This is a genomic window from Streptomyces sp. NPDC107522 (assembly GCF_055657525.1).
In genome coordinates this window covers 1-23,664 of record NZ_JBVKAU010000005.1, presented here as the reverse complement: position 1 = coordinate 23,664, position 23,664 = coordinate 1, and the positions used below count along the sequence as shown (strand labels likewise).

The following is a 23,664-nucleotide window of genomic DNA, read 5'->3' as shown; positions in this document are numbered from 1 at the left end:
CCGGTCAGCTCTCGTCGGTGGCGGCGGAGACCGTGGTCTTCTTCGCCGTCGCCTTGGCCGCGGCCGTCTTGGCGGTCTTCGCCGCCTTCTTGGCCGTCGCCTTCTTGGCGGCCGTCTTCTTGGCCGCGGTCTTCTTGGTGGCGGCCTTCTTCGCCGTGGCCTTCTTGGCCGTCTTACGGGCCGTCTTCTTGGCCGGAGCCGCCTCCTCGGCGCCCTCCTCGGCGACCGGAGCCTCCGCGGCCGGGGCCTCGGCGGTGGGTTCCGCCTGCGCCTCCGCCGCCGGGACGACCACGACGGCCGCCTCCTCGGACGCGGTCGGCGCGGTGGCCTTGCGCACGGCCCGGCGCCGCGGACGGGCCGGAGGGGCGCTCTCCGCGACCGGCTCGGTGACAGCCTCGGCGCCCTCGGCCCGCTCGGCCGCGGCCGGGACCTGTGCTGCCGCGGCCTCCTGCTCGGGCGCCTTCGCGGCGGTCTCGGCGACCGTCACCACGGCGGCCTCGGCCCCCGTCGGCGACCCGGCCGGAGCGGTCACCTTACGGGTCGCACGACGACGCGTACGTCCCTTCGGCGCGGCCTCCTCGGCTGCCGGGGCCCGGTCGGCGACCGGCGCCTCGACGACCGCGTCCTCCACGGCGGCCGGCTCGGCCTTCGCCTCGGCGGCCGGCTCCGGCTGCACCGGACGCGCGACCTCCTCGGCGACGGTGACGTCCTGAGCCGTGGGGACCGTCGGGGCGACCTCGGGCTTCACACCGTCGGGCTTCGGCGCACCCGCCGGAGCCGACACCCGCCGGCCACCACGGCGCCGCGAACGACCGCCCCGTGCGACCGCGGCCTCAGCCTCGGCGACGCTGCTGTACAGCTCCTCGTCCGGCGCGAAGGCGGGCTCGGGGAGCGCGGCGGGCACGGCGGCCTCGGCGGCGACCTCGGCCTCGGTCTCCGCCTCCTCCTCGGCCGTCTCGACCGCCTCGGCGGCGACCGTGGCCTCGTGCACCTGCTCGGGACCGGCACCGGCACGCGCGCGCTTCTTGCGCTTGCCGCCGCCACCGACGGCCGTCGGCTGCTCCATGTGCACGATGACACCGCGCCCGTTGCAGTGGACGCAGGTCTCGGAGAAGGACTCCAGCAGGCCCTGGCCGACCCGCTTGCGGGTCATCTGGACCAGGCCGAGCGAGGTCACCTCCGCCACCTGGTGCTTCGTACGGTCGCGGCCCAGGCACTCCAGCAGGCGCCGCAGCACCAGGTCCCGGTTGGACTCCAGGACCATGTCGATGAAGTCGATGACGATGATGCCGCCGAGGTCGCGCAGCCGCAGCTGGCGGACGATCTCCTCGGCCGCCTCCAGGTTGTTCCTGGTGACGGTCTCCTCGAGGTTGCCGCCCTGACCGGTGAACTTGCCGGTGTTGACGTCGATGACGACCATCGCCTCGGTCCGGTCGATCACCAGCGAACCGCCGCTGGGCAGCCAGACCTTGCGGTCGAGGGCCTTGGCGAGCTGCTCGTCGATCCGGTACGTGGCGAAGACGTCGACCTCACTGGTCCACTTCTGCAGCCGCTCGGCCAGGTCGGGCGCGACATGGGAGACGTACCCGTGGACGGTCTCCCAGGCCTCGTCACCGCTGACGATGACCTTGGAGAAGTCCTCGTTGAAGATGTCCCGGACGACCCGGACGGTCATGTCCGGCTCGCCGTACAGCAGCGTCGGCGCGTTGCCGTTCTTGGACTTCTTCTGGATCTCCTCCCACTGCGCCTGCAGCCGCTCGACGTCCCGGCGCAGCTCGTCCTCGCTCGCGCCCTCGGCGGCGGTACGCACGATGACGCCCGCGTCCTCGGGGACGATCTTCTTGAGGATGGTCTTCAGCCGGGCCCGCTCGGTGTCGGGCAGCTTGCGGCTGATGCCGGTCATGGAGCCCTCGGGGACGTACACGAGGTAGCGGCCCGGGAGGGAGACCTGGCTGGTCAGACGCGCGCCCTTGTGTCCGATCGGGTCCTTGGTGACCTGCACGAGGACGGACTGGCCGGACTTGAGGGCGGACTCGATGCGGCGCGGCCCGTTGGCCATGCCCAGCGCCTCGAAGTTGACCTCACCGGCGTAGAGCACGGCGTTGCGGCCCTTGCCGATGTCGATGAAGGCGGCCTCCATCGACGGCAGCACGTTCTGGACCTTGCCCAGGTAGACGTTGCCGACGTACGAGGTCGACTGCTCCTTGTTGACGTAGTGCTCGACGAGCACGTTGTCCTCGAGCACGCCGATCTGGGTGCGGTCGCCGTGCTGACGGACGACCATGACGCGCTCGACGGCCTCGCGCCGGGCCAGGAACTCGGCCTCGGTGATGATCGGGACGCGACGGCGGCCCTGCTCACGGCCTTCCCGGCGGCGCTGCTTCTTGGCCTCCAGGCGCGTGGAGCCCTTGATGGACTGCACCTCGTCGGACGGCTCGGCCTTCGGACGGGGCTCGCGAACCTTGACGACGGTGCGCTCGGGGTCGCCCTCGCCGGGCTCGGTGTCGACGCCGGTGTCACCGGCGCGACGGCGGCGGCGACGGCGGCGACGGCTGCTGGAGGTGGAGACGCCGCCCTCGTCGCGGGCGTCCTCGGCGTCCTCTTCCTCCTGCTCGGCGGTGTCCTCGGCGTCCTGTGCGGCCTGCGCGGCGGCGAGCTCCTCGGCGTCGCCGCTCTCGGTCTCGCTGTCGGGGGCCTCGCCACGACGACGGCGGCGGCCACCGCGCCGACGACGGCGACGCGATCCGGTCTCCTCGGCCTCGTCGGCCTCCTCGCCCTCGGCGATGTCCTCGGCGGCCTCTTCGGCTTCCTCGGTCTCGTCCTCGGCGGCGGCCTCGACGCCCTGGGCCTCGGCCTCCTCGCCGAAGGCACCGCCCCGGCGCCGGCGACGGCGCCGCGACGTGCCGGGCTGCTCCTCCGGGAACTCCTCGACGTCCTCGGTCTCCGCCTCCGCGGCCGCCTCGGCGGCGGCCCGCTGGGGCGTCTGGAACTGCGGCTCGGTGAACACGGGCGCCTGGAACACGGCCACGGCGGGCCGCGCCGGCCGCGGAGCGTCGGGCGCCTCGGCGGCGGAGGTCCGGGCGGGCTCGGCGAACCCGGTGGCGGCGCGTCGCACCACACGGCGGCGACGGCGGGGGGCCGCTTCCTCGCCGGTCTCGGCGGCGGGGGCGACCGGGGTGCGGGCCTCGTCGGCGGGTGCCTCGGCGGGCGCGCCGACACCGGTGACGGCGGCGGTCTCCGTGTCGATGCCGGGGGTCACGGGGGTCTCCGCGGTCAGCGGCACCTCGGCGGGAGCCTCGGCAGCGGCCGCGGGCGCCTCGTCGGGGGCGGCGGGCGCGGCCACACGCCGTGTGGCACGACGACGCGTACGACGCGGAGCGGCCTCCTCCTCAGCGGGAGCGGCAGCCTCGTCGGACACGGCGGACGCGGCGGCCTCCTGCGGCTCCTCCGCCTCAGCAGAGACCTCGGCACTCACGGGCGCCTCGGCGGCCTCGGCATCGGCCGGAGCACCGGTGGGCGCGGACACACGCCGCGTGGCGCGACGACGAGTACGACGCGGAGCGGCCTCCTCAGCGGGAGCGGCTACCTCGTCGGTGGCGGCCTCGGCAGGCGCGGCGGTCACCTCGGCGGCGGCTTCCTCGGCGGCAGCACCGGAGACGACGCTCTCGGCGGCCTCCGCCGGCGCCGGAGCACCGGCAGGTGCCGAGGCCCGGCGCACGGCACGCCGACGCGGGCGCGCGGGCGCAGCCTCCTCGGTGACCTCCGCGCTCACAGCGGCGGGCGCTTCGGCAGCGGCCGCGGTCTTCTCCTCCGCGACGGGCGTGGCGGCAGCGGCGGGCACCACTGTCTCGGCGGCCTCGGCAGCCGCAGGCGACCCGGTAGGCGCGGCTGCCCGGCGGACCACACGGCGACGCGGACGACCGGCGGATGCAGCCTCCTCAGCAGCCTCCGCCGCCTCTTGGGTCTCTTCGCTCTCCTCCGCCTCCGCAGCCTCAAGAGTCACGTCGGCCTCGACGCTCTCCTCGGCCTTCGCGGCGTCATCGCTCAGCGCCGCGACATCGGCGGGCTCGGCAGCCGGTATGGCCGGCTCGACCACCTCGGTGGGCTGCGCCTCGGCGGTAGCCACCGGCGGGCCCGCGGGGCGGGACGCGGCACGGCGCCGCCGGCGCGGCGGCAGGGTGTCGCTGGGTGTGTTGAGTTCTTCGGAACCCTGAGTGGGTTCGGTCGGCTCGAGCATGCGGGCGTTTCTCCCGTCAGGCTCCCGGGCGCCGCGCCTGGTCCGGCGATGTGCCGGTGACGTCCGCGGCACGCGCGATGCGCGACTGCCGCCGTCCGGGGCGCGGGCGCCGCACGGGAGCTCTCTGTGTCCTGTCTCGCCGGTTCCGTACGCCGAATGCGTACGGCCTGGCGAAAGTCTTCTGGTCGGTGCGCTGCCCGACCCAGGTGGCTCCCGAGTACGAGGGCGGCGCTTCGACGTCCGTCCCTACGCGGAACCTTCCTTACGCCGGCGCCGCCGCGGCGGCAGCGGTCTCGGCCTCGGTTGGGGCCGTCGCTGCCTCGCGGTCGGGCGCGAGCGGGTCGGTCACCGTGCCGGTCTCTTCATCGAACAGCCCCTGCGCCAGCCTGGTCACCGCTGCGGGGACCGGCGGCGCCAGGTCGGCCACGGCGCGGAGACCGGACAGGACGTCGTCGGGTCGTACGGCAGGCGTCACGTGCCGAACAACCAGCCGCAGTATCGCACAGGGCTGGTCGGTCGGCCTATCAGCCGCCGAACTGTGCGTTTCTGTTCCGTTGGTGCTCTGCAGGTCGACGACCGCGGGGCGGGCGTCGAAGGTGCGCAGGCCGTTCTTGGTCATGCGCTGGACCTCGACGACTTCGGCGGCGTTGAAAGCGGCCACCGCGCGCTCGGCGTCGGCCGGGTCCACGCCGTCGAGCCGCAGCTCCCAGACGGACGCCGTGAGCCGGTCGGCGAGCCCGGAGGTCCGGGCCTCGACCGCCTCGATGACGTCGAGCCCGGCGGGCAGCGACTCGTCGAGGAGCACTCTCAGCTGCTCCGGATCACGCGCTTCGGTGAGCGCGATCTCCAGATACTCCGCCTCACTGCCCGTGCCGGTGGGTGCGGCATTGGCGTACGACACCTTCGGATGCGGCGTGAACCCCGCCGAGTACGCCATCGGCACCTCGGCACGGCGCAGCGCACGCTCGAAGGCGCGCTGGAAGTCACGGTGGCTGGTGAACCGGAGGCGGCCGCGCTTGGTGTAGCGCAGTCGGATGCGCTGCACCGCGGGTGCGGGCGGCGGGCCTTCGGGCTGTCGCTTGCCCAGTGTCGTTCAGTCCTTCGTGAGAGCGGTCGTACTGCTACCAAGAGTACGTGTCTCACGGCCGCGAGGTTCCCGCCGGTCCACTGCTTCCCGCTGCCTCGGCTCCCCGAACAGCATCCGCCGGAAGTCGGCGCGCGCCTGCCGTACGGACTCCCGGGCCGCGGTGAGCGCCTGCCGGGTGGCCCTCCCCACGCTGCGGGCGGCCTCGGCGACGGGCCGCAGGACCGCGTCGCGGACGACGTGCCCGACCGGCGTGAGGACCGTCCGGTACACCCAGCGCACCGGCTCGACGAAGATCCATCGGAAGAGGTTCACGAGGAACCGGCCGACGGCGAGCGAGATCCGCCCGGCGACCCGCCACGCGTGCCCGAGCGCGTCCCGGATCTCCCTGCCGATGACGGCGAGCACACGGCCGACGGGCGCGAGGACCCACCGGTACAGGCCCAGCGCGGGCAGCACGAACAGCACACGGGCGGTCCAGTACAGGGCGATCCCGATCCCGGTGACGACCGTGCTCACGACCCACACGAGGCCCCTGGCGCACCAGGCGATCGCCCGGCCGACCGGCGCGAGGATCCACTCGTACGCCCACAGGGCGGGAACGACGAGGAGATATCGCGCCAGCCACGCCACGACGCCGAACACGCCGACCCCGATCGCGGCGAGTACGGCACCCAGCCCCCTGAGCACCCACATCACCGCATGGCCGACCGGCGTGAGCACGCGCGCGTAGAGCCACACCAGTCCGGCCCCGATCCCTCGCGCCGCCCACGCGCACGCGTGCCCCACCGGAGTGAGCACATATCGGTACATCCATACCGCGGGTAGGACGACGAGGACGTTCCCCAGCCAGGCGAGCGCCTTCGCGACCGGCACGACGACGTACCGCCACAGCGCCACGAACGGCCACACGAACACCGCCCGCCCGAGCCACAGCAACGCCCGTCCGACCGGCCGCAACACCGTGTCGTTCAGAAACCGCCCGGCGACCACGAGCGCGTCCCACGCCATCCGCACCGGCACGACCAGCAGGAGTACGACGATCCGCACCGGAATGCGGATCGCAACGACCAGGCACCCATCGGGTTCCTGGCGCCGCGGCGGCGCTTTTTCGAGATCCATACCGTCGTAGACGCCGCAACGGCCTGGTCGGATGCAGTTCTCCTGCGAGCGGTCTCAGCCGCCGAGCGCCGGCAGGGAAACGCCGCAGCGGACGGGCCGTGCGTGAGCGGGATCGAGGGCGTTGCTCACGAGTTGGGCGGCGTTGGTGTCGTACGAGAGTGACACGTGTTCGGAGAAGTCAGTCGGGCAGACCTCCTGGATCAGGATGTTCCGGACGGTCGCGCCCGGTCCCGCGGTCAGGAACTGGTTCTGGTACGGGGTGGCGACCTCGTCGAACCGGGTGGCGATGACGGTGTAGTCGACCCCCGGCTGCGTGTCCCCGCCGCGGTCCAGCTTCCGGTTCACCTCGGAGCCGACCATCTGATCCGCGTACGCCTGGCCGACAAGGGCGGACAGGGTCGGGTTGAGACCCAGTTCGGTGGTCAGCGTGCCGAGGCCGGAGGCGGTGACACCGTGGTTGGACGGCGCCAGGCCGATGAGGCTGTGCACCTTGTTCCGTTTGGGATGCGCGGGATCCGTGCCGCCCTCGAACCGCAGATACCAGCGGGGCGTCGGACCGCCGCCCTGGGAATGCCCGACGAGGTCGACCTGGCGGGCACCGGTGGCCTTCAGTACGCGGTCGACGTAACGGGCGACCTGCCGCGCGGAGTCCGGGACAGGGCCGTTGGCCTTGAACGGGCTGCCCGGCGTCCCGCCGTAGTTCGGAGCGAAGACGCAGTAGCCCTGCCGCTTCAGCCACGGAGCGAGCATGCTCCAGTTCGAAGAGGCGTTCGTCCAGGTCGCGTGCACCAGTACGACCGGGCGCGGATGCTCACGCGCGGGCCGGCAGCTCCAGTCGTTGGCACCGGACGGCGACGCCTCCGGGTGAACGAGCCCCCCGAGGAACGCCGCCGGGGCGGCGAGGAGCCTCCCCGGCGGTCGCGGAGGTACGGGTCGGTCGGATGCGGCCGCCGCGTCCTGGAGGCCCACGGTCAGCGACAGGGCGAGGCCCCCGCAGACCGCGGCCCACCTGGTGCGCCGCCGGTTCGATCGTCTCCGGGAAACCTTCCGATCCGACATCGGGCCACTCCTCGTCTCCAAGCCGGCCGGGCGCCGACGCGAAGATGATCGAGGAGCGGCTCCTCCCCGTGTTCAACAGCCGCTCGCGGCACCCCTGATGGAGCAGACCGCTTTCATCCGTCCAGCCCACCTGGCATCAGGGCTGATCTGCCGGTCGCCAGGCAGGCGATGAGTTCACCTGGATGGGAACGCCATGAACACTCGTGGATCCGACAGCGAGGCCAGTGCCACCCTGGATGCGCAGCGAGTCGCCGTTGTGAGCCCTGCCTTCGGCCTCTACCACGGGTCACGCGTGGCACAGACGACGCACTACCGGGGACGTACGTCACCCAGCCCTCCCCGGACATGGACCCGCGTGACCTGCGCACCGAACTCAACTGGCCGGTGACCCACTGAGCGCCGCCGACGGCAGGCGTCACTCCCGGCCACCGCAAGGTCATGGGCTCGGACGACAAGGAGATCCCAGAGGGGAAAGAGCCCGGCGCCGCGGTGAAGTCGTCGCAGCCGCAGTAGCGGCACGGCCCGTCGGTTCGGTCACGCACGACGAGTGCTTTGTCCGTCGACTTGACGCCCGCTCCACGGAACCCGTGGGATGCCGCACTCAAGGGGCGTGTCTCAGGGACGGGAGCGACACGATGAGCGCGGACGACGAGTCGGTTCCGGCGAACCAGGTCCCACAAGTGGGACCCGGCGCGCTGGACGAGCGAGTCGGGCGGCGCTCCCCACGAGTGGTCGTCTCTGCCGCCGTGGCGAAACTGCTGCTCCTGTCCGGCGCGGCCTACGGGCTGGTCCGGACGTCCGACGGCGGCGGCACCAGCACGGCCGGTGGGTCCGGAGGCAGCGCGTCGGCCACGCGGGACACGCGCAAGGCGGGCGCCGGGGAGCCGGGGCCGGGTACATCCTCGCCGCGGCCCGTCCGGGTCGTCTACCACGTGAAGAAGCCGTTGCCGCAAGGCCCGCAGACCGCCCCCGTGTACCGCGCCGACCGCAAGGTCACCGAGGCGCAGGTGGCCCGCCTCGCCCGCGCCCTCGGCGTGACGGGGATGCAAGATCAGGGGGACTTCTGGTCCAACCCCCCACGGGGCCGGCTCACCGTACAGAAGGACCAGTGGGGCGCCTGGGCCGGCGGTAACGGCACGAGCAAGAGCACGCGGCTGATCGACGAAAGCCAGGCGAAAGCCGCCGCACTCCCCGTCCTGCAGGCGTTGGGGCAGAGCGACGCCACCCTCACCACAGCCCCGACCGCGGATGGGAGACAGAGGGTCACCGCCGACCCGGTGATCGACGGGCTGCCCACCTTCGGCTGGACCACCACACTCTCCGTCGACGGCCACGGCAGGGTGGTCGGCTCCGGCCACGTGGGGCTGCCCCGACGCGTCGGCGAACTGCCGGTGACGAGTGCCTTCACGGCGCTGACACGAAATGGCGCTCAGATCGCCGGCCCCAGAGTCCTCTCGGAAATGCCCGGATGGAAGACCCGCCACGTGACCGTGCGATCCGTACGGCTGATCCTCGTGGCCCAACCCTGCCCCGCCAAGGGCGAACGGCTCGCGCCTGGGTGGCAGTTCGTCGGCCATGAGGACCGCACCCCGCACGGTGCCGCCCCGTACAGCACGTGGTTCGAGGAGGCCGTGCCGCCCGAGGGCCCCGACGAGTGCCTTTGACTTGCACACGGTCTCGGTCCGCACACAGATGCCGGACCACCTCGGACCCACTCCATCTCGGACACCGCCGGAACAGAGCCTCAACCACCCGATCGAGCGCCTCGCTCACTTCAGAGCTTCTTCCCGGTCGGCCCGATTTGTAGGGCCGTGTCCATCTGTGGCAATGGAGCTGCCCGCAATCGCGCGGAACCACTGACACCGCTCTGAGGGAGCGCAGTGGAGCAACCGCTGCATCGTCCCTCTTGCGGGAGCGTCTGCGTCAAGAAGACCAGCCCGGCAGGTGCCGCACGGCCAGCAGGGCCACGTCGTCGTCGTTGTCCGGTGGGCGCGCACGTGCCAACAACTCGTCGGTGAAGGTCTCCAAGGGGTTGTGGGCCAGGACTGCGGCATGCCGACTCAGTCGGTCCATGCCCTCGTCCAGGCTGCGGGCCCGGGACTCGATCAGGCCGTCGGTGTAGAGGATCAGGGTAGCCCCGGGCGGCAGTTCCACCGTCGCATCGGGGCGGACCTGCTCGGGCGTGACGCCCAGGAGGGTTCCCTGACCCTCGGTCAGATAGCGGGCCACGCCCTCGTGGGTGACCAGCAGGGGAGGAGGGTGACCGGCATTCGTCCAGGACAGCTCGCAGCGGCCGGCGTTCTCCGTCATGCGGGCGAAGACCAGCGTGGCCATGGAGACCTCGGCTATGCCCAGCGTCGCCTGGTCGAGCCACTCCACGATCTTGCTCGGCGGCTCCTGCTGGGACACGGCGTACGCCCTGAGCATGTTGCGCAGCTGCGCCATGCCGGCCGCAGCCTCCAGGTCGTGACCGACGACGTCCCCCACGGCGAGCGCGGTGGCGCCGTCCGGCAAGGTGAACGCGTCGTACCAGTCGCCGCCCACGTGGGAGGCGTCCGGCGCGGGCAGGTAGCGGACGGCCATGCTGCGGCCGGGTGAGCGCGGGAGCTTCGGCAACAGATAGCGCTGCATGGTCTCGGCGACCTCGCGCTGACGCTGGTAGAGGCGGGCGTTCTCCAGGGCCAGACCGGCGCGTCGGGCGATGTCCTCCAGCAGGGCGATGTCCATCGCGGTAAACCGTTCGGGCTGGTCGGAACGGCCCAGAGTGAGGGCACCCATCACCTCGTGCGGGCTGCGCAGGGGCACCACGACGGCCGAGTGCATGCCGGTCGCCTCGAACAAGCGCCGCTGCTCCACGGCAATCCCGGAGTCGGGTGGGCCCTGATAGGTCTCGGGGCCGGCGAAAGAGGACGCGACGCCACGCAGGGCGCGGGACAAGGGCAGCAGAGACTCCTGCAGCACCGGCGGCATGGGCCCCTGGAGGTCCTCCCGGAACACCACGGTGCCGCCCTCGGCATGGGCGACCGCGAAGCGCCCTACTTCATCCCGCTCGCCGATCAGGTCGATGACCGCCCAGTCGGCGATGCGCGGCACCACGAGACCGATCAGGTGGCGTAGCCCCGCGTGGATGTCCAGGGTCGACGTGAGCAGCGTGGTCGTCTCGGCGAGCAGAGCAAGCCGTTCCAGTTCGGAGAGCCGTCGGTCGGCCGGTGATTGCTGAACGGGCCTTTTTCGGCGCCCGGCGGAGTGGAAGAGGATGAGCGTGGCCGACGAGCGGACACCGATGTCACAAGGAGTGGCGAGCCATCCCACCGGCAACAGGGTGCCGTCGCCGCGCTCAACCCACTCCTCCTCTCCCTGCTGCGTGCCACCGCCGAGGATGCTGTCCCGTATGCGGCACTGCGCCCTCGGCATCAGTTCCCCGCAGCTGGTGCGGTGCAGCAGCTCGTGGGCGTCTCGGCCGACCAGATCGGCAGCGGGACGGGCCAGGAGTTGCTCGCCCCGCGTGTTGACGGCGATGATCAAACCCTGCTCGTCCGCCAGGCAAGCACCCATTCCGAGAGTCTCAAGAGCCCTGACAACGGCTTCCTGCGGGCCGTCCTGGCCCCTCATCGCTGCCTCCCACCACGGGGAATCACGGACATCGACGTGATTCGGGTACCCCCCGAGGACACGGTTGACCCTTGAGGCACCGGCCCTATTCGCCCTGCGGAGTCATGGACTCACGCACGATCGAACGCCGACGAGCCCCCTTCCCGGTCAGGAATGGGGGCTCGTGCGAGTGCCCGCTGGGCGCCGGCGCGCGTTCTTGACCGTCAGAGGCAGCAGCTTCCTGCCGGTCGTGGTTGGCACGTCCCCCGACGCAGGCAGGTGTGACCACCGCACACGGGGCGCCGCCCGTCTGGTCTCGACGGCATACGGTTTCGGGTCCGGACGGTGTTCCGTGGCAGGACGTGCCCGTCGAGTACGGGCCGTGGGGCAGGTCTACGACCTGTTCCGCCGGTGGCAGCGGAACGATGCCTGGCACCGGATCCTGACCCGGCTCCCGTCCTTGGCCGATGCGGAGGGTGCGGTCGTATGGGACCTGAGCCTCGCCTCCACGGTCTGTCGCGCCCATCAGCCTGCGGCTGGGGCTCGTAAGCAGGGCGATCTGCAGAAGGAGCCGCCGGGGGGCGTGTTCACCGAGCCTCGTGATCACGGGCTGGGACGGTCGCGCGGCGGGTTCACCAGCAAGCTGCATCTGGCCGTCGAGCAGGATCAGAAGCCCATGTCGATCGTGGTGACGGCGGGGCAGCGTGGAGACTCGCCGCAGTTCGAACCGGTGCTGCAGAGGGTTCGCGTCGGGCCGGCCACGCGTCGGTCCCGACCGGGTGCGGGCTGACAAGGCGTACGCCTCCCGCAAGGACCGCGCCTACCTGCGCCGCCGCGGGATCCGCTGCATCATCCCGGACCAGGCCGAACAGACCTGCAACCGTCGGAAGCTCGGCTGTCGCGGCGGCCGGCCGCCGCATTTCGACCCAGTCGACTACCGCGAGCGCCATGCGGTCGGGTGCGGGATCAACCGCCTCAGAAGGCACCGGGCTGTCGCCACGCGCCACGACAAGCTCGCCGTCCGCTACGAGGCGACCGTGCTGGTCGCTGCCATCAGCGAGTGGCTGTGACCTTTGGCCGTCATGCGGTGGGATCCACGTTGCACGTCTCCGGCAGATCGCTGCCGCAGAAGACGCAGACGATGTTTGCGCGCGCGACCGCCGCCCAGGAGGTGACGTCTGGGCAGTACCCGGTGGACCGGTTGCTGACCTCGCTGACGGTCCACCGGTCCGCCTCGCGCATGAAGCTGATTCCGCCGGCGCTCAGGACCATGCCTCCGCCAGCACAGGCCACCGGCTCGCTTCGCCGCGGCGCCGGCCGAAGCACACCGTCCATACCGATCACGAAGGTGAACGGTTCGGCTGACTCCGCCACCGATTGCTCCACGACCCAGCCACCGAAGTCAGCCGCCGAACCGATCCGACGCCCACCGTCACCAGACCGGACCGCAGCCTTCAGCTCGAGGCAGACCAAGGTCATCCGGGAGAGCCAGACACGCAGAGAGGTCTGCTGGTTCACCGTCAGTACATCCGTGTGATTCAACTTACGTTTGCGTTCGGGATGCGCAGTGCTTTCAGCGATTCCGACCGCCACCGCCTCGCCACGATCAAGACTGGCTCGAAATCCCCGTACAGGACGGGCATCCCCCTTCCTAGGGTCCTACACCGTGCGCTTTCGAACAGGAGTTCATTTCATACACGGGAAGGACCGGACTCACACCGTGCAGACCCAGGCACAACCGCCCACATCAGGACGCAGAGGCAGACGCAGACGCCTCTCGCAACTCGCCGTAGCCACCGTGCTGTTACTGACCACCGAAGCCGGCATCGCTCTCACCGGCCAGGCTGCGGCGGCCCCCGCCCCCGCCCCCGCGGACCCGCCTGCCTCCACCGAGGCCATACAGCCGTCCGAGGCCGAGCTGCTCAAGGGCGATATGGCATGGGCCGCCGCCCACGCCAAGGGATCGAAGGCATGGGCGATCCTGGAGGCGCGGAAGACCGGCAAGAAGGTGGTCGTCACCGACGAGACCACCCCCGACTCGATCACCGTCGCCAACCCCGACGGAACGCTCACCGCCACGATGACGCCCGGCCCCGAGCGGGTCTGGCGGGGTGGCAAGTGGCGTACCGTCGACGCCACCCTGACGAAGTCCGCCGACGGCTCGGTGCAGGCGAAGGCACACCCCCATGGCCTGCGCCTGGCCGGAAAGGGCGGCACCATCCCCGGTTCGCTCGCCACCGCCAAGAAGGCCGCGGCACGGGATCTGGTAACGCTCGGCTCCGGTGACCAGAGGGTGACGCTGCAATGGAAGGGCGGCCTGCCGGAACCCGAACTCGACGGCACCACCGCCCGCTACCCGGAGGCGGTGCCCGGCGCGGACCTGATCGTCGAGGCCACCCGCACCGGGTTCGAGCAGTTCGTCGAGATCGGCCGGCGACCGGACGGCGCCTACTCCTACACACTCCCGGTCAAGGCCAAGGGCCTGAAGGCCAAGGCCAACGACGACGGGTCCGTCGCCTTCGCCGACGCCAGGACGGGCGCGGTGCGGGCCACGATGCCCGCACCGGTCATGTGGGACGCGACCGTCGACGAGACGTCCGGCGAGCACACCCGCAAGTCCCGCGTCGCCATGAAGGTCGTCGACAAGGGCAGCGGCCGTATCGACCTGGTCGTCACCCCCAGCGCGAAGTTCCTCAGCGACCCGAGGACGCGGTACCCGGTCACCGTCGACCCCTCGACCTCGGCTCTGGCCGCCACGTTCGACACCTACGTGCAGCAGGGCGAGACCACGGACCTGTCCACCGACACGGAGCTGGACTTCGGCAACCCCGGCACCAAGAACGCCGACGGTACGCCCCGCACCGCCCGGTCCTTCATCCACTGGAACACCACACCGATCCAGGACGCGTTGATCGTCGACACGAACCTGGCGCTGTGGAACTTCCACTCCGGCAACACCGACTGCGCCAACCAGTCGTGGACCGTCTGGGACACCACCGCGGCCGGTACGTCCTCGCGCTGGACCAGCCAGCCCACCTGGAACCAGCAGTACCACTCCTCCACCCAGACCCGCGGCAACCCCGACTGCACCGGCACCCAGCCCGACGGCTGGATCAACGCCGACGTCGACGCCCTCGTGCAGACCTGGGCCTCGGCCAAGGCCACCCGCGGCTACATGGGTCTGCGGGCCGCCAACGACGACACCCGCGGCTGGAAGCGCGTCAACTCCGGCAACAACACGGCCAATCAGCCGAAGCTGACCGTGACCTACAACTACCGGCCCTCCGACGGCGCCGACCGTCAGGCCGGCGCGCCGTTCAGGTCGTACGCGGGCGTGTGGGCGGTCAACACCACCACGCCCACGCTGCGGGACACCTTCACCGACGCCGACGGCGACACCGTCAACGGCACCTTCCAGGTCTACGACGCCGCCACCAACACCCCGATCACCACGCCAACCGGTGAGGGCCTGCTGGTCTCGGACTTCGTCCCCTCCGGGAAGCCGGCCAGTGTCACCGTGCCGGCCGGACAGCTCCAGGACGGCAAGACCTACAAGTTCCGCACCAACTCCTACGACGGCACCCACTACAACCTGAACTGGTCTCCCTGGACCCAGTTCGTGGTCGACACCACGGCCCCCCTGGAGCCGAAGCAGATCGTCTCCGCGACCTACCCGGAGAACTGGGGCGGCGGCGGAGCCGGAATCCAGGGCCGCTTCGACGTCACGACCGGCGACGCGTCCCCCTACGAGGTGCAGTACCGCTTCGACCCGTACGAGGACGACGCCGACAACTACGGCTGGGCATCGGTCCGTACCACCACGACGGCGACCAGGGCCCCAGCACCCGAAGCCTCCTACACCGCGACCCCGGCCGCCGACGGCAACCACGTGACGCAGACGCGCACCGTGGACCGGGCGGGCAATGTGGGCCCGATCAAGGACTACGGGTTCACCGCCGGGAACCGGAACTACAACCGCGCCCAGAAGATAGACATCAAGCTGCCGCAGCCGGATCTGACCTCCGACGTCGCGGCATACCTCAACGAGCCGCAGCGCATTGCCGACTGGAAGCAGGGCAGCGCCTCGCGCACCCTGCGCAAGGGCCACGAGACGGTCACCATCAAGGCCAAGGACCAGCGGTCGCTGGCGGGAACCCGCAAGGCCGCGAAGGAACTGGCCCAGCAGCGCAAGCTGCGGGCCCCGTCCTACCCCGATCCGATCGTCACCGGCTCCTGGTGCCAGCCGTCGCTGTTCGGGGAGGCCCAGAAGTCGCTGATCACCCGCAACGAGGCCTGTGTCTTCTACGACCTGAACTACACGAAGGAGTACTACCTCAACGGCGTCAAGACCGAAGAGCGCCACGCACGCTTCGAGATCGCCTTCCAGGTCAAGACCGACCGGCACGACGGGACGATCAAGACCTGGATCCAGCTGAACCCGGTCTTCAACGACTTCCCCGGGCACGACAGGTCGGTACTGTTCGGCGACGGCAACCCCATCGCCCACATGGACTCGATGTGCTTCAGCGGCGCCTGCGAAGGTGCCACCGACAGCCGGGACGTGCGGAACTTCGACTTCTACGGCGACCTCAGCTGGAAGGGCGGCGGCAACAGCACACCGGTCGACTCCCACATGGCCACCGGTACCGCCTCGCACAAGTGGGACGGCTCCACCAACGGCGTGGGCCCCTCCGACGCCGGCCTGTCCAGGAAGCTGCCGGTCTGGTTCATCTTCAACCCGGAGAGCGAATACGTCCCGGTCGAGGGCAAGGACGACGAGATCGACGGCGGCAGTGCGCGCTCACCCGGCATCGATGTGCGGTGCGACAAGGTCGATTCCTACGGCGCGCCGGGATGTGTGCTGACGCAGTACGTCCCCAAGTACCAGATGGACGCCGCCCGTTACCCGGCCGCCGCGGCTCACCTGTGGATGGTGCAGAACAAGTCCGCGGTCAAGGGCCTGGGGACCGTCGGCAAGCCGCTGCACTACCGACCTGACGCGGACAACGGCCGGGTGAACTCCACCTGGACGAAGAAGAAGATCCGAAACCGCGTCTGCGGCTACTACGGCGGCACCAGGACCGACGGGTACGTTCCGACCAAGGGGTTCGTGCCGCATCCGAAGACGTTCCTGCATCCGGAGTTCCGCCCCCAGGTCCCTCTGCCCAATCCGGACAAGGTGAACTGCGACGAGGTTCCGTTCGCCTCGACGTACGAGACCGTCGGCCTGCCCGCTACCGCCGGCGGCTTGAACCCGGCCGGCACCGCCGGCGGCGGCGAGTGCATCCAGACCGTGGCGGCGAAGGCCGACGACGGCAGTGAGCACCTCCTGGACGACACGCGCTACGACGCGCCGACGTTCAGCGAGAAGTGCGGCCGTTCCTCGATGTCGGGGTACGTCAACCAGGGTGCGATGAACAAGTACGGCAATGAGTTCCTGGCGCAGATGCGGGTCATCGACGGCGACGCGTTCGCCATCGACCCGGGCGTTTCGTGGTTCAAGGGCTGCAACACCGGTGCGGCGACGCTCGTCTGCGAGATGAAGAAGCCGTAGCCACCGCGCGCCTGCCCGGGGCCCGTCAGCCAGGCGGGTCCCGGGCAGCGGCGCGCTCAGTGGACGGGGTGCCAGTGCTCCGACGCATCGTCCAGCAGAGGAGCCTCGGGGTCGTCCCAGATCAGACAGCCCCACACCAGACCGGGCACATCGGGGCCCATGGCGTCGGCCGGCCCCTCGGTGAGCGTGCGGTGAACGGCCTCGAGATAGGCGGCGATCGACGGATACGCGGGCTTGTCGCACGCGAGATTGTCCGGCAGCGACCAGGAGCCGACGCCGTCCTCGCCCACGTAGAGCCCCGACTCGGGTCCTGCCTCGTCGCCGGTCAGCCAAGGCACCACCGCGGAGCCCCACATATCGCCGCGCCCGACCTCCGGCAGCCGCGGCCGGAGCGCATCCTCCGGACCGAGCAGAACCCCGCCCGGCAGGAACGCCCCCGAACCGACCTCACCCGCTTCCTCATTGGCCTCGATGTACTGGTGCTCCACACCGCCGCACAGCCGCCACAGCGCCGCCAATTCCGTGGGCAGCCCGAACCCGACGGCATGCCTCAGGCGGGAGTCGGCCGCGGCGATCTCCTCCTCCGTCGCAGGCGCAAGGAGAGAAGCGTGGGAGACGGGCGCATGCTTGGCGAGCCAGCCGGTCACCTTCCGCCAGGCAGCCGCGACCCGCTCGACCTCACTGCTGTGTTGAACAGACATTCGCCCACCGTAGCCGCCGCATGCCGTCCGGCACACGCGGCTTCTCGGCCCTCGCCGTCGGGAGAGCAGCCTTCGGTACGGGCGCGGGAGACGCCTCTTCTGCGAGCTATCGAAGCACCGGCTGCTGCAAGCGCAGCCGCCACCTCGTCCTCACTCGCTCCCGCCAGCGCCTCAACCACCCGATCGAGCGCCCGCCCACCTCAGTGCGAGTGCCCGCTGGGCGCCGGCGCCGCGTTCTTGACCGTCAGAGGCAGCAGCTTCTTGCCGGTCGGGCCGATCTGGATGTGGGTGTCCATCTGCGGGCACACCCCGCAGTCGAAGCACGGCGTCCACCGGCAGTCCTCGACCTCGGTCTCGTCGAGGGCGTCCTGCCAGTCCTCCCAGAGCCAGTCCTTGTCGAGGCCGGAGTCGAGGTGGTCCCAGGGGAGGACCTCCTCGTAGGTGCGCTCGCGGGTCGTGTACCAGTCGACGTCCACGCCGAACGGGGCCAGCGCCTTGTCGGCGCAGCTCATCCAGCGGTCGTACGAGAAGTGCTCGCGCCAGCCGTCGAAGCGGCCGCCGTCGTCGTAGACCGCGCGGATGACGGCGCCGATGCGGCGGTCGCCGCGGGAGAGCAGTCCCTCGACGATGCCGGGCTTGCCGTCGTGGTAGCGGAAGCCGATGGAGCGGCCGTACTTCTTGTCGCCGCGGATCTTGTCGCGGAGCTTCTCCAGGCGGGCGTCCGTCTCCTCCGCGCTCAGCTGCGGGGCCCACTGGAAGGGGGTGTGGGGCTTGGGGACGAAGCCGCCGATCGAGACCGTGCAGCGGATGTCGTTGGAGCGGGAGACCTCGCGGCCCTTGGCGATGACCTTGGTCGCCATGTCGGCGATCTGCAGGACGTCGTCGTCGGTCTCGGTCGGCAGGCCGCACATGAAGTACAGCTTCACCTGGCGCCAGCCGTTGCCGTAGGCGGTGGCGACCGTGCGGATCAGGTCGTCCTCGGAGACCATCTTGTTGATGACCTTGCGGATGCGCTCCGAGCCGCCCTCGGGGGCGAAGGTCAGGCCGGAGCGGCGGCCGTTGCGGGTCAGCTCGTTCGCCAGGTCGATGTTGAAGGCGTCGACGCGGGTGGAGGGGAGGGACAGGCCGATCTTGTCCTCCTCGTAGCGGTCGGCCAGGCCCTTGGCGATGTCACCGATCTCCGAGTGGTCCGCCGAGGAAAGGGAGAGAAGGCCGACCTCTTCGAAGCCGGTCGCCTTCAGGCCCTTGTCGACCATGTCGCCGATGCCGGTGATCGAGCGCTCCCGGACCGGGCGGGTGATCATGCCGGCCTGGCAGAAGCGGCAGCCGCGCGTGCAGCCGCGGAAGATCTCGACGGACATGCGCTCGTGGACCGTCTCCGCGAGGGGGACCAGCGGCTGCTTGGGGTACGGCCACTCGTCGAGGTCCATGACCGTGTGCTTGGACACACGCCACGGGACGCCCGACTTGTTCGGTACGACACGGGCGATACGGCCGTCGGGGAGGTACTCGACGTCGTAGAACGCCGGGATGTACACCGAGCCCGTCTTCGCGAGGCGGAACAGGACCTCCTCGCGGCCGCCCGGCTGCCCCTCCGCCTTCCACTTGCGGATGATCTCCGTCATGTCCAGCACGGCCTGCTCGCCGTCGCCGATGATCGCCGCGTCGATGAAGTCGGCGATCGGCTCGGGATTGAAGGCCGCGTGGCCGCCGGCCAGGACGATCGGGTCGTCGAGGGTCCGGTCCTTGGACTCCAGCGGGATGCCGGCCAGGTCCAGGGCGGTGAGCATGTTCGTGTAGCCGAGCTCGGTGGAGAAGGACAGCCCGAGCACGTCGAACGCCTTCACCGGGCGGTGGCTGTCCACCGTGAACTGCGGGACGTCGTGCTCCCGCATCAGCGCCTCCAGGTCCGGCCACACGCTGTACGTGCGCTCGGCGAGGACGCCCTCCTGCTCGTTCAGGACCTCGTAAAGGATCATGACGCCCTGGTTGGGCAGTCCGACCTCGTACGCGTCGGGGTACATGAGCGCCCAGCGGACGTCGCAGGACTCCCACGGCTTGACCGTGGAGTTGAGCTCTCCGCCGACGTACTGGATCGGCTTCTGCACATGCGGGAGCAGAGCTTCGAGCTGCGGAAACACAGACTCAGCGGCCGCAGCGGCTTCGGCAGGCATGTCGCGAACCTTCGTGAGCTGACTGAAATGACAGGGGTGACCATCCAGCCTAACGCGGCCGCGAGGGTCCTCCGTACGCCCAGAGGCCCGCCCCGTCCTTGATCTGCCGCCAGAGCCCCGGAAGACCGGCCTCGTCCTCGGCCGCGCGCCACTCCTCACGCCCGTACAGCAGCCCGTAGGTGAACGAGGGCTCCCCCGCCCCGTGCGCCTGCCGTGCCAGCTCCCGCAGCGCCTCCCGGGTCATCACGCTGTCCTGGTGGTCGCCGAGCAGGTTCTGCAGGCTCTTCATCGACTTCACCAGCCCGGCGGCCGGGTCGCCCAGAGCTGGAACCGCCGACTCCGCCGAGTACCGTGTCCGCTTGGCCTTCTTCCGGGCCTCGTGCAGCGCGAGGTCCCGTTCGGGCCCGGGCCCCAGTACCAGCGCCTGCTCGACCAGCCCGGACACGGCCGAGAAGTCCTTCCGTACGGCCTTCCCGATCACCTTCTCCGGCTTCCCGCCCGCCGCCTGGAGCAGAGGCGGGTCGGTGAGCAGCGCGTCGAGGCTCTCCAGCAGCTGCAGATACCTTTTGCCGTCCAGCACGCCGATCAGCCGCCGTCGCGATCCTCCGCTGCGGGCGTGCGACCAGGTGCGCAGCCGGGTGCGGACGGGCCCGGACAGCAAGGTCCGCGGCAGCTCGTCGAGGGCGGCCGTCAGCCGCTCGGTCAGCACCTCCTGGTCCCGGTCGACGCCCAGCTCCCCGGCCAGCCACTTCAGCTCCTCGCCAATCGGGTCGGTCACGGCCCGGTCCAGGACCCTGCCGTAGGACCGGAAGGCGCTGCGCATCCGGCGGGTGGCGACGCGCATGCTGTGCACGGAGTCGTACACGTCCCGCCGCACGGCCGGGTCGAGCTCGACGACGGCGTCCCGCTGGGCCCGGAGGTAGGCGAGCACATGATCGCCGGCGGTGACGGTGACCGGCGCCCGGTCCGCCCGCGCCTTCTTGCCCCGTTTCTTCTTCGGCGCCGTCTCCGCCAGGGCCCGCTGCAGCTTCGAGGCCGACGACGAGGGCCGTACGCCCGCCTTCTTCAGCCGCTTCTCGACCTTGTCGAGGAACGCCGGGTCGGTTCCGTCGGCCAGCTCCACCTCGATCTCGGTCCACTGTGCGCTGCCGCCGGTGCCGCTGAGGCGTTCGGCCCGTACGGCGTCCACGCTGACCTCGGCCAGCAGCCGGCCGTCGGCGTCGACGAGGTCGCGTACGTCACGGTCGGAGCGCAGCCGGACCACCGGTACCAGCTCGGCGCCCCGCACCCGGGAGCGGACGAGGCCGGCGAGTGTGCGGGGCAGGGTGTCGGACAGCGGTGCCTGGATCTCGTCCCGTACGCCCGGGGCGACGGGGAACTTCAGATGCCAGCCCGCGTCGGAGCCTCCGGTCCTGCGCCGCAGGGTGACCGACGACGCGGCGAGTCGCTCGTCCACGGTGTCGTAGTAGGTGGCGTCCAGCTGCGCGACACCCTTGTCGATGACGGCCGCTACCCCGGCGACGCCGGTCAGGTCGGGCAGGCCGCTGTCGTCGGATTCGTACTTCCGCTCGATTTCGCGCTTCGTGTCCGCCATGAACCGAATCTAGTGCGAGTCACGACGGGACGACAGGGCTCGCCCCCTCATGAACACCGGGAAGACGGACAACGACGACAGGGCAACTCCTATGCGGACATGGGACGCTGCACCCTGATCGACTGCAGCAACCCGACCGCCACCCACACCGCGAACATCGACGACCCTCCGTACGACACGAACGGCAGCGGCAGACCGGTCACCGGCATGATGCCCAGCGTCATCCCGATGTTCTCGAACGACTGGAAGGCGAACCACGCCACGATCCCCGCCGCGACGATCGTCCCGTACAGCTCGGTCGTCTCCCGCGCGATCCGGCAGGCCCGCCACAGGATCACGCCGAGGAGCAGGATGATCAGCCCGCCGCCGATGAAGCCCAGTTCCTCGCCCGCCACCGTGAAGACGAAGTCGGTCTGCTGCTCCGGCACGAACTGGCCGGTCGTCTGCGAGCCGTGGAACAGCCCCGCGCCCGTCAGCCCGCCCGAACCGATCGCGATCCGCGCCTGGTTGGTGTTGTAGCCGACGCCCGCCGGGTCGAGTTCGGGGTTGGCGAAGGCGGCGAAGCGGGCGATCTGGTAGTCGTCCAGGACGCCGAGCTGCCAGACCGCGATCGCGCCGATCGTCCCCGTGCCGATCAGCCCGAAGACCCACCGGTTGGAGGCACCGGACGCGAGCAGCACGCCCAGCACGATCACCACCATCACCATGACCGAGCCGAGGTCGGGCATGAGCATCACGATCAGCATCGGCACGGCGGCCAGGCCCAGGGCCTGCACGACCGTGCGATGGTCGGGGTACTGCTTGTCCCCCGCGTCCACTCTCGTCGCCAGCAGCATCGCCATGCCCAGGATGATCGTGACCTTCACGAACTCGGAGGGCTGCAGTGAGAAGCCGCCGGGGAGCTTGATCCAGGAGTGGGCGCCGTTGATGGTGGAGCCGAGCGGGGTGAGCACCAGCAGGATCAGGAAGACCGAGACGCCGTACAGGATCGGCACGGCCGTGCGCAGCGCGCGGTGGCCGAGCCAGACCGTGCCGATCATCAGGGCGAAGCCGATGCCGGTATTGAGCAGATGCCGGATCAGGAAGTAGTACGGGTCGTCCTGGTTGAGCTCGGTGCGGTTGCGGGTCGCCGAGTAGACGAGGAGCGTGCCGAGCAGCGACAGGGCCAACGCCGCCAGCAGTATCGGCCAGTCGAGCCTGCGGGCGAGCGAGTCGCGGGCGAACAGGCGGGTCCAGCCCGCCCGTTCGGGCCCGTACCCGGAGACCTGGAAGCTGTTGGCGCCGGTCATGTGAGCATCCTCCGGCTTCCCCGACTGCGGTTCCTGCGTCGCCTGCGCCGGGTGTCCCGGTTCTCCGGCGTGGGCGTCGAGACCGTCCCGGCGAGCTGCTGCTCGTCCGGCGCCTTCTCGCCCTCCTGCGTGGCCCGCTGCTCCTTCGCCGGGTCCTTTCCGACCTTCGGCGAGGCGATGGTGCCGTCCGTGCGGACCTTCGGCAGGCTCTTCTGCGGCTTCGGCAGCAGCGCGTTCTTCTTGTTGATCGTGCCGTCGTCGGAGACGCCGTACAGCGCGTCGTAGATGTTGCGCACGGCCGGACCCGAGGCGCCGGAACCCGTACCACCCTGGGAGATCGTCATGACGACCGCGTAGTCCTTGGTGTACGTGGCGAACCACGAGGTCGTCTGCTTGCCGTAGACCTCCGCGGTACCGGTCTTGGCGTGCATCGGGATCTTGTCCTGGGGCCAGCCGACATCCGCGAACCGCCAGGCGGCGGTACCCCGGGTGGCGACGCCGGCGAGGGCGTCGTCCATCGCGGCCAGCGTCTGCTTGCTTATGGGCAGCCTGCCGTGCGACTTGGGCTTGATCTCCTGGACGTTCTTGCCGTCGGCGCTGACGACGGCCTTGCCGACGGTCGGGTCGTACAGCGTGCCGCCGTTGGAGATCGCCGCGTAGATGGTCGCCATCTGGATGGGGGTGACCAGGGTGTCACCCTGTCCGATGGAGTAGTTCACCGAGTCACCGGCACGCAGCCGGTTGCCTTCGAGACAGTTCTCGTAGGCGATCTTCTCGGCGTAACTGCCGTCCTTCTTGCCGTACTTGCACCAGGCGTCCTTGTTGGCCTTCCAGTAGGCCTGCTTCCACTGGCGGTCCGGAATGCGGCCGGTGACCTCGTTGGGCAGGTCGATGCCGGTCTCCGCACCGAGGCCGAACTGGTGGGCCGTCTTGTAGAACCAGTCGTGCGCGTTCTTCTTCGGCTTGGTGCCGCCGTCGCGCTTCCACTCCTCGTGGGAGAGGCGGTAGAAGACGGTGTCGCAGGAGACCTCAAGCGCACGCCCCAGGCTGATCGGGCCGTACCCCTTGGACTCGAAGTTCTTGAAGACCTGGCCGCCGATCGAGTAGGAGCTGGAGCATTCGTAGGGGCCGTCGAAGGAGTAGCCGGCGTTGACCGCGGCGGCCGTGGGGACGACCTTGAAGATGGAGCCGGGCGCTGACTGGCCCTGGATCGCACGGTTGAGCAGCGGGTAGTTGGAGCTCTTGCCGGTGAGCTTCTT

General features: G+C 70.4%; 15 protein-coding genes. 4 read left to right on the top strand and 11 right to left on the bottom strand.

Features of this window, described 5'->3' with window-relative positions; all coding sequences use genetic code 11:
* Positions 1-4: 4 nt before the first annotated feature.
* The 4 genes from ACZ7L6_RS17265 to ACZ7L6_RS17250 form a co-directional block, all read right to left on the bottom strand.
* Positions 5-4,237: an Rne/Rng family ribonuclease gene (locus tag ACZ7L6_RS17265; protein ID WP_471924643.1), complete on the bottom strand. Its 4,233-nt coding sequence runs from the start codon at positions 4,235-4,237 to the stop codon at positions 5-7.
* A 262-nt stretch (positions 4,238-4,499) separates the two neighbouring features.
* Positions 4,500-5,282: a TIGR03936 family radical SAM-associated protein gene (locus ACZ7L6_RS17260; protein WP_471924641.1), complete on the bottom strand. Its 783-nt coding sequence runs from the start codon at positions 5,280-5,282 to the stop codon at positions 4,500-4,502.
* 48 nt (positions 5,283-5,330) lie between these two features.
* The gene (locus ACZ7L6_RS17255; RefSeq protein WP_471924639.1) at positions 5,331-6,443 is read right to left on the bottom strand and encodes a hypothetical protein; all 1,113 of its coding nucleotides are present in this window, start codon (positions 6,441-6,443) and stop codon (positions 5,331-5,333) included.
* Between the two features lie 54 nt (positions 6,444-6,497).
* Positions 6,498-7,502, bottom strand: coding sequence for an esterase/lipase family protein (locus tag ACZ7L6_RS17250; protein ID WP_471924637.1), 1,005 nt, complete (start codon positions 7,500-7,502; stop codon positions 6,498-6,500).
* Positions 7,503-8,137: 635 nt separating this feature from the next.
* On the opposite strand from ACZ7L6_RS17250, the gene ACZ7L6_RS17245 reads away from it, so the two are divergent.
* Positions 8,138-9,166, top strand: coding sequence for a hypothetical protein (locus tag ACZ7L6_RS17245; RefSeq protein WP_471924635.1), 1,029 nt, complete (start codon positions 8,138-8,140; stop codon positions 9,164-9,166).
* 259 nt (positions 9,167-9,425) lie between these two features.
* Here ACZ7L6_RS17245 and ACZ7L6_RS17240 read toward each other — a convergent pair whose 3' ends face one another.
* The gene (locus ACZ7L6_RS17240; protein WP_471924633.1) at positions 9,426-11,114 is read right to left on the bottom strand and encodes a PP2C family protein-serine/threonine phosphatase; all 1,689 of its coding nucleotides are present in this window, start codon (positions 11,112-11,114) and stop codon (positions 9,426-9,428) included.
* Between the two features lie 361 nt (positions 11,115-11,475).
* Between ACZ7L6_RS17240 and ACZ7L6_RS17235 the strand changes: the two genes are divergently transcribed.
* The gene (locus tag ACZ7L6_RS17235) at positions 11,476-11,883 is read left to right on the top strand and encodes a transposase family protein (RefSeq protein ID WP_471924631.1); all 408 of its coding nucleotides are present in this window, start codon (positions 11,476-11,478) and stop codon (positions 11,881-11,883) included.
* Positions 11,873-12,163, top strand: a complete 291-nt coding sequence (locus tag ACZ7L6_RS17230; RefSeq protein ID WP_471924629.1) for a hypothetical protein — start codon at positions 11,873-11,875, stop codon at positions 12,161-12,163. The genes ACZ7L6_RS17235 and ACZ7L6_RS17230 overlap by 11 nt, the downstream gene beginning before the upstream one ends.
* Positions 12,164-12,173: 10 nt before the next feature.
* Here the strand turns inward: ACZ7L6_RS17230 and ACZ7L6_RS17225 are convergent, their stop codons facing one another.
* Positions 12,174-12,572 (bottom strand): hypothetical protein, encoded by a 399-nt coding sequence (locus tag ACZ7L6_RS17225; protein ID WP_471925649.1) that lies wholly within the window; start codon positions 12,570-12,572, stop codon positions 12,174-12,176.
* Positions 12,573-12,891: 319 nt separating this feature from the next.
* Between ACZ7L6_RS17225 and ACZ7L6_RS17220 the strand changes: the two genes are divergently transcribed.
* Positions 12,892-16,647, top strand: coding sequence for a DNRLRE domain-containing protein (locus tag ACZ7L6_RS17220; protein WP_471924627.1), 3,756 nt, complete (start codon positions 12,892-12,894; stop codon positions 16,645-16,647).
* Between the two features lie 56 nt (positions 16,648-16,703).
* On the opposite strand, the gene ACZ7L6_RS17215 is transcribed toward ACZ7L6_RS17220, so the two are convergent.
* The 5 genes from ACZ7L6_RS17215 to ACZ7L6_RS17195 all read right to left on the bottom strand — a co-directional run.
* On the bottom strand, positions 16,704-17,348 hold the full coding sequence (locus ACZ7L6_RS17215) for an SMI1/KNR4 family protein (RefSeq protein ID WP_471924625.1): 645 nt from the start codon (positions 17,346-17,348) through the stop codon (positions 16,704-16,706).
* A gap of 200 nt (positions 17,349-17,548) precedes the next feature.
* Complete coding sequence (locus ACZ7L6_RS17210; RefSeq protein ID WP_471924623.1) at positions 17,549-19,522, bottom strand: TIGR03960 family B12-binding radical SAM protein; 1,974 nt, start codon at positions 19,520-19,522, stop codon at positions 17,549-17,551.
* A 49-nt stretch (positions 19,523-19,571) separates the two neighbouring features.
* On the bottom strand, positions 19,572-21,116 hold the full coding sequence (locus tag ACZ7L6_RS17205) for a CYTH and CHAD domain-containing protein (protein ID WP_471924621.1): 1,545 nt from the start codon (positions 21,114-21,116) through the stop codon (positions 19,572-19,574).
* Between the two features lie 89 nt (positions 21,117-21,205).
* Positions 21,206-22,405 (bottom strand): rod shape-determining protein RodA, encoded by a 1,200-nt coding sequence (rodA, locus tag ACZ7L6_RS17200; protein WP_471924619.1) that lies wholly within the window; start codon positions 22,403-22,405, stop codon positions 21,206-21,208.
* A partial coding sequence (locus ACZ7L6_RS17195; protein ID WP_471924617.1) for a penicillin-binding transpeptidase domain-containing protein occupies positions 22,402-23,664 on the bottom strand: 1,263 nt, incomplete at its 5' end. The genes rodA and ACZ7L6_RS17195, both read right to left, overlap by 4 nt.

What these genes read in the sequence shown, in the direction of transcription:
- ACZ7L6_RS17225 (WP_471925649.1), bottom strand. Translation starts at nt 12,572, where the DNA reads ATGACCTTGGTCTGCCTCGAGCTGAAGGCTGCGGTCCGGTCTGGTGAC.
- ACZ7L6_RS17210 (WP_471924623.1), bottom strand. Translation starts at nt 19,522, where the DNA reads ATGCCTGCCGAAGCCGCTGCGGCCGCTGAGTCTGTGTTTCCGCAGCTC.
- ACZ7L6_RS17250 (WP_471924637.1), bottom strand. Translation starts at nt 7,502, where the DNA reads ATGTCGGATCGGAAGGTTTCCCGGAGACGATCGAACCGGCGGCGCACC.
- ACZ7L6_RS17255 (WP_471924639.1), bottom strand. Translation starts at nt 6,443, where the DNA reads ATGGATCTCGAAAAAGCGCCGCCGCGGCGCCAGGAACCCGATGGGTGC.
- ACZ7L6_RS17265 (WP_471924643.1), bottom strand. Translation starts at nt 4,237, where the DNA reads ATGCTCGAGCCGACCGAACCCACTCAGGGTTCCGAAGAACTCAACACA.
- ACZ7L6_RS17205 (WP_471924621.1), bottom strand. Translation starts at nt 21,116, where the DNA reads ATGGCGGACACGAAGCGCGAAATCGAGCGGAAGTACGAATCCGACGAC.
- rodA (WP_471924619.1), bottom strand. Translation starts at nt 22,405, where the DNA reads ATGACCGGCGCCAACAGCTTCCAGGTCTCCGGGTACGGGCCCGAACGG.
- ACZ7L6_RS17245 (WP_471924635.1), top strand. Translation starts at nt 8,138, where the DNA reads ATGAGCGCGGACGACGAGTCGGTTCCGGCGAACCAGGTCCCACAAGTG.
- ACZ7L6_RS17215 (WP_471924625.1), bottom strand. Translation starts at nt 17,348, where the DNA reads ATGTCTGTTCAACACAGCAGTGAGGTCGAGCGGGTCGCGGCTGCCTGG.
- ACZ7L6_RS17240 (WP_471924633.1), bottom strand. Translation starts at nt 11,114, where the DNA reads ATGAGGGGCCAGGACGGCCCGCAGGAAGCCGTTGTCAGGGCTCTTGAG.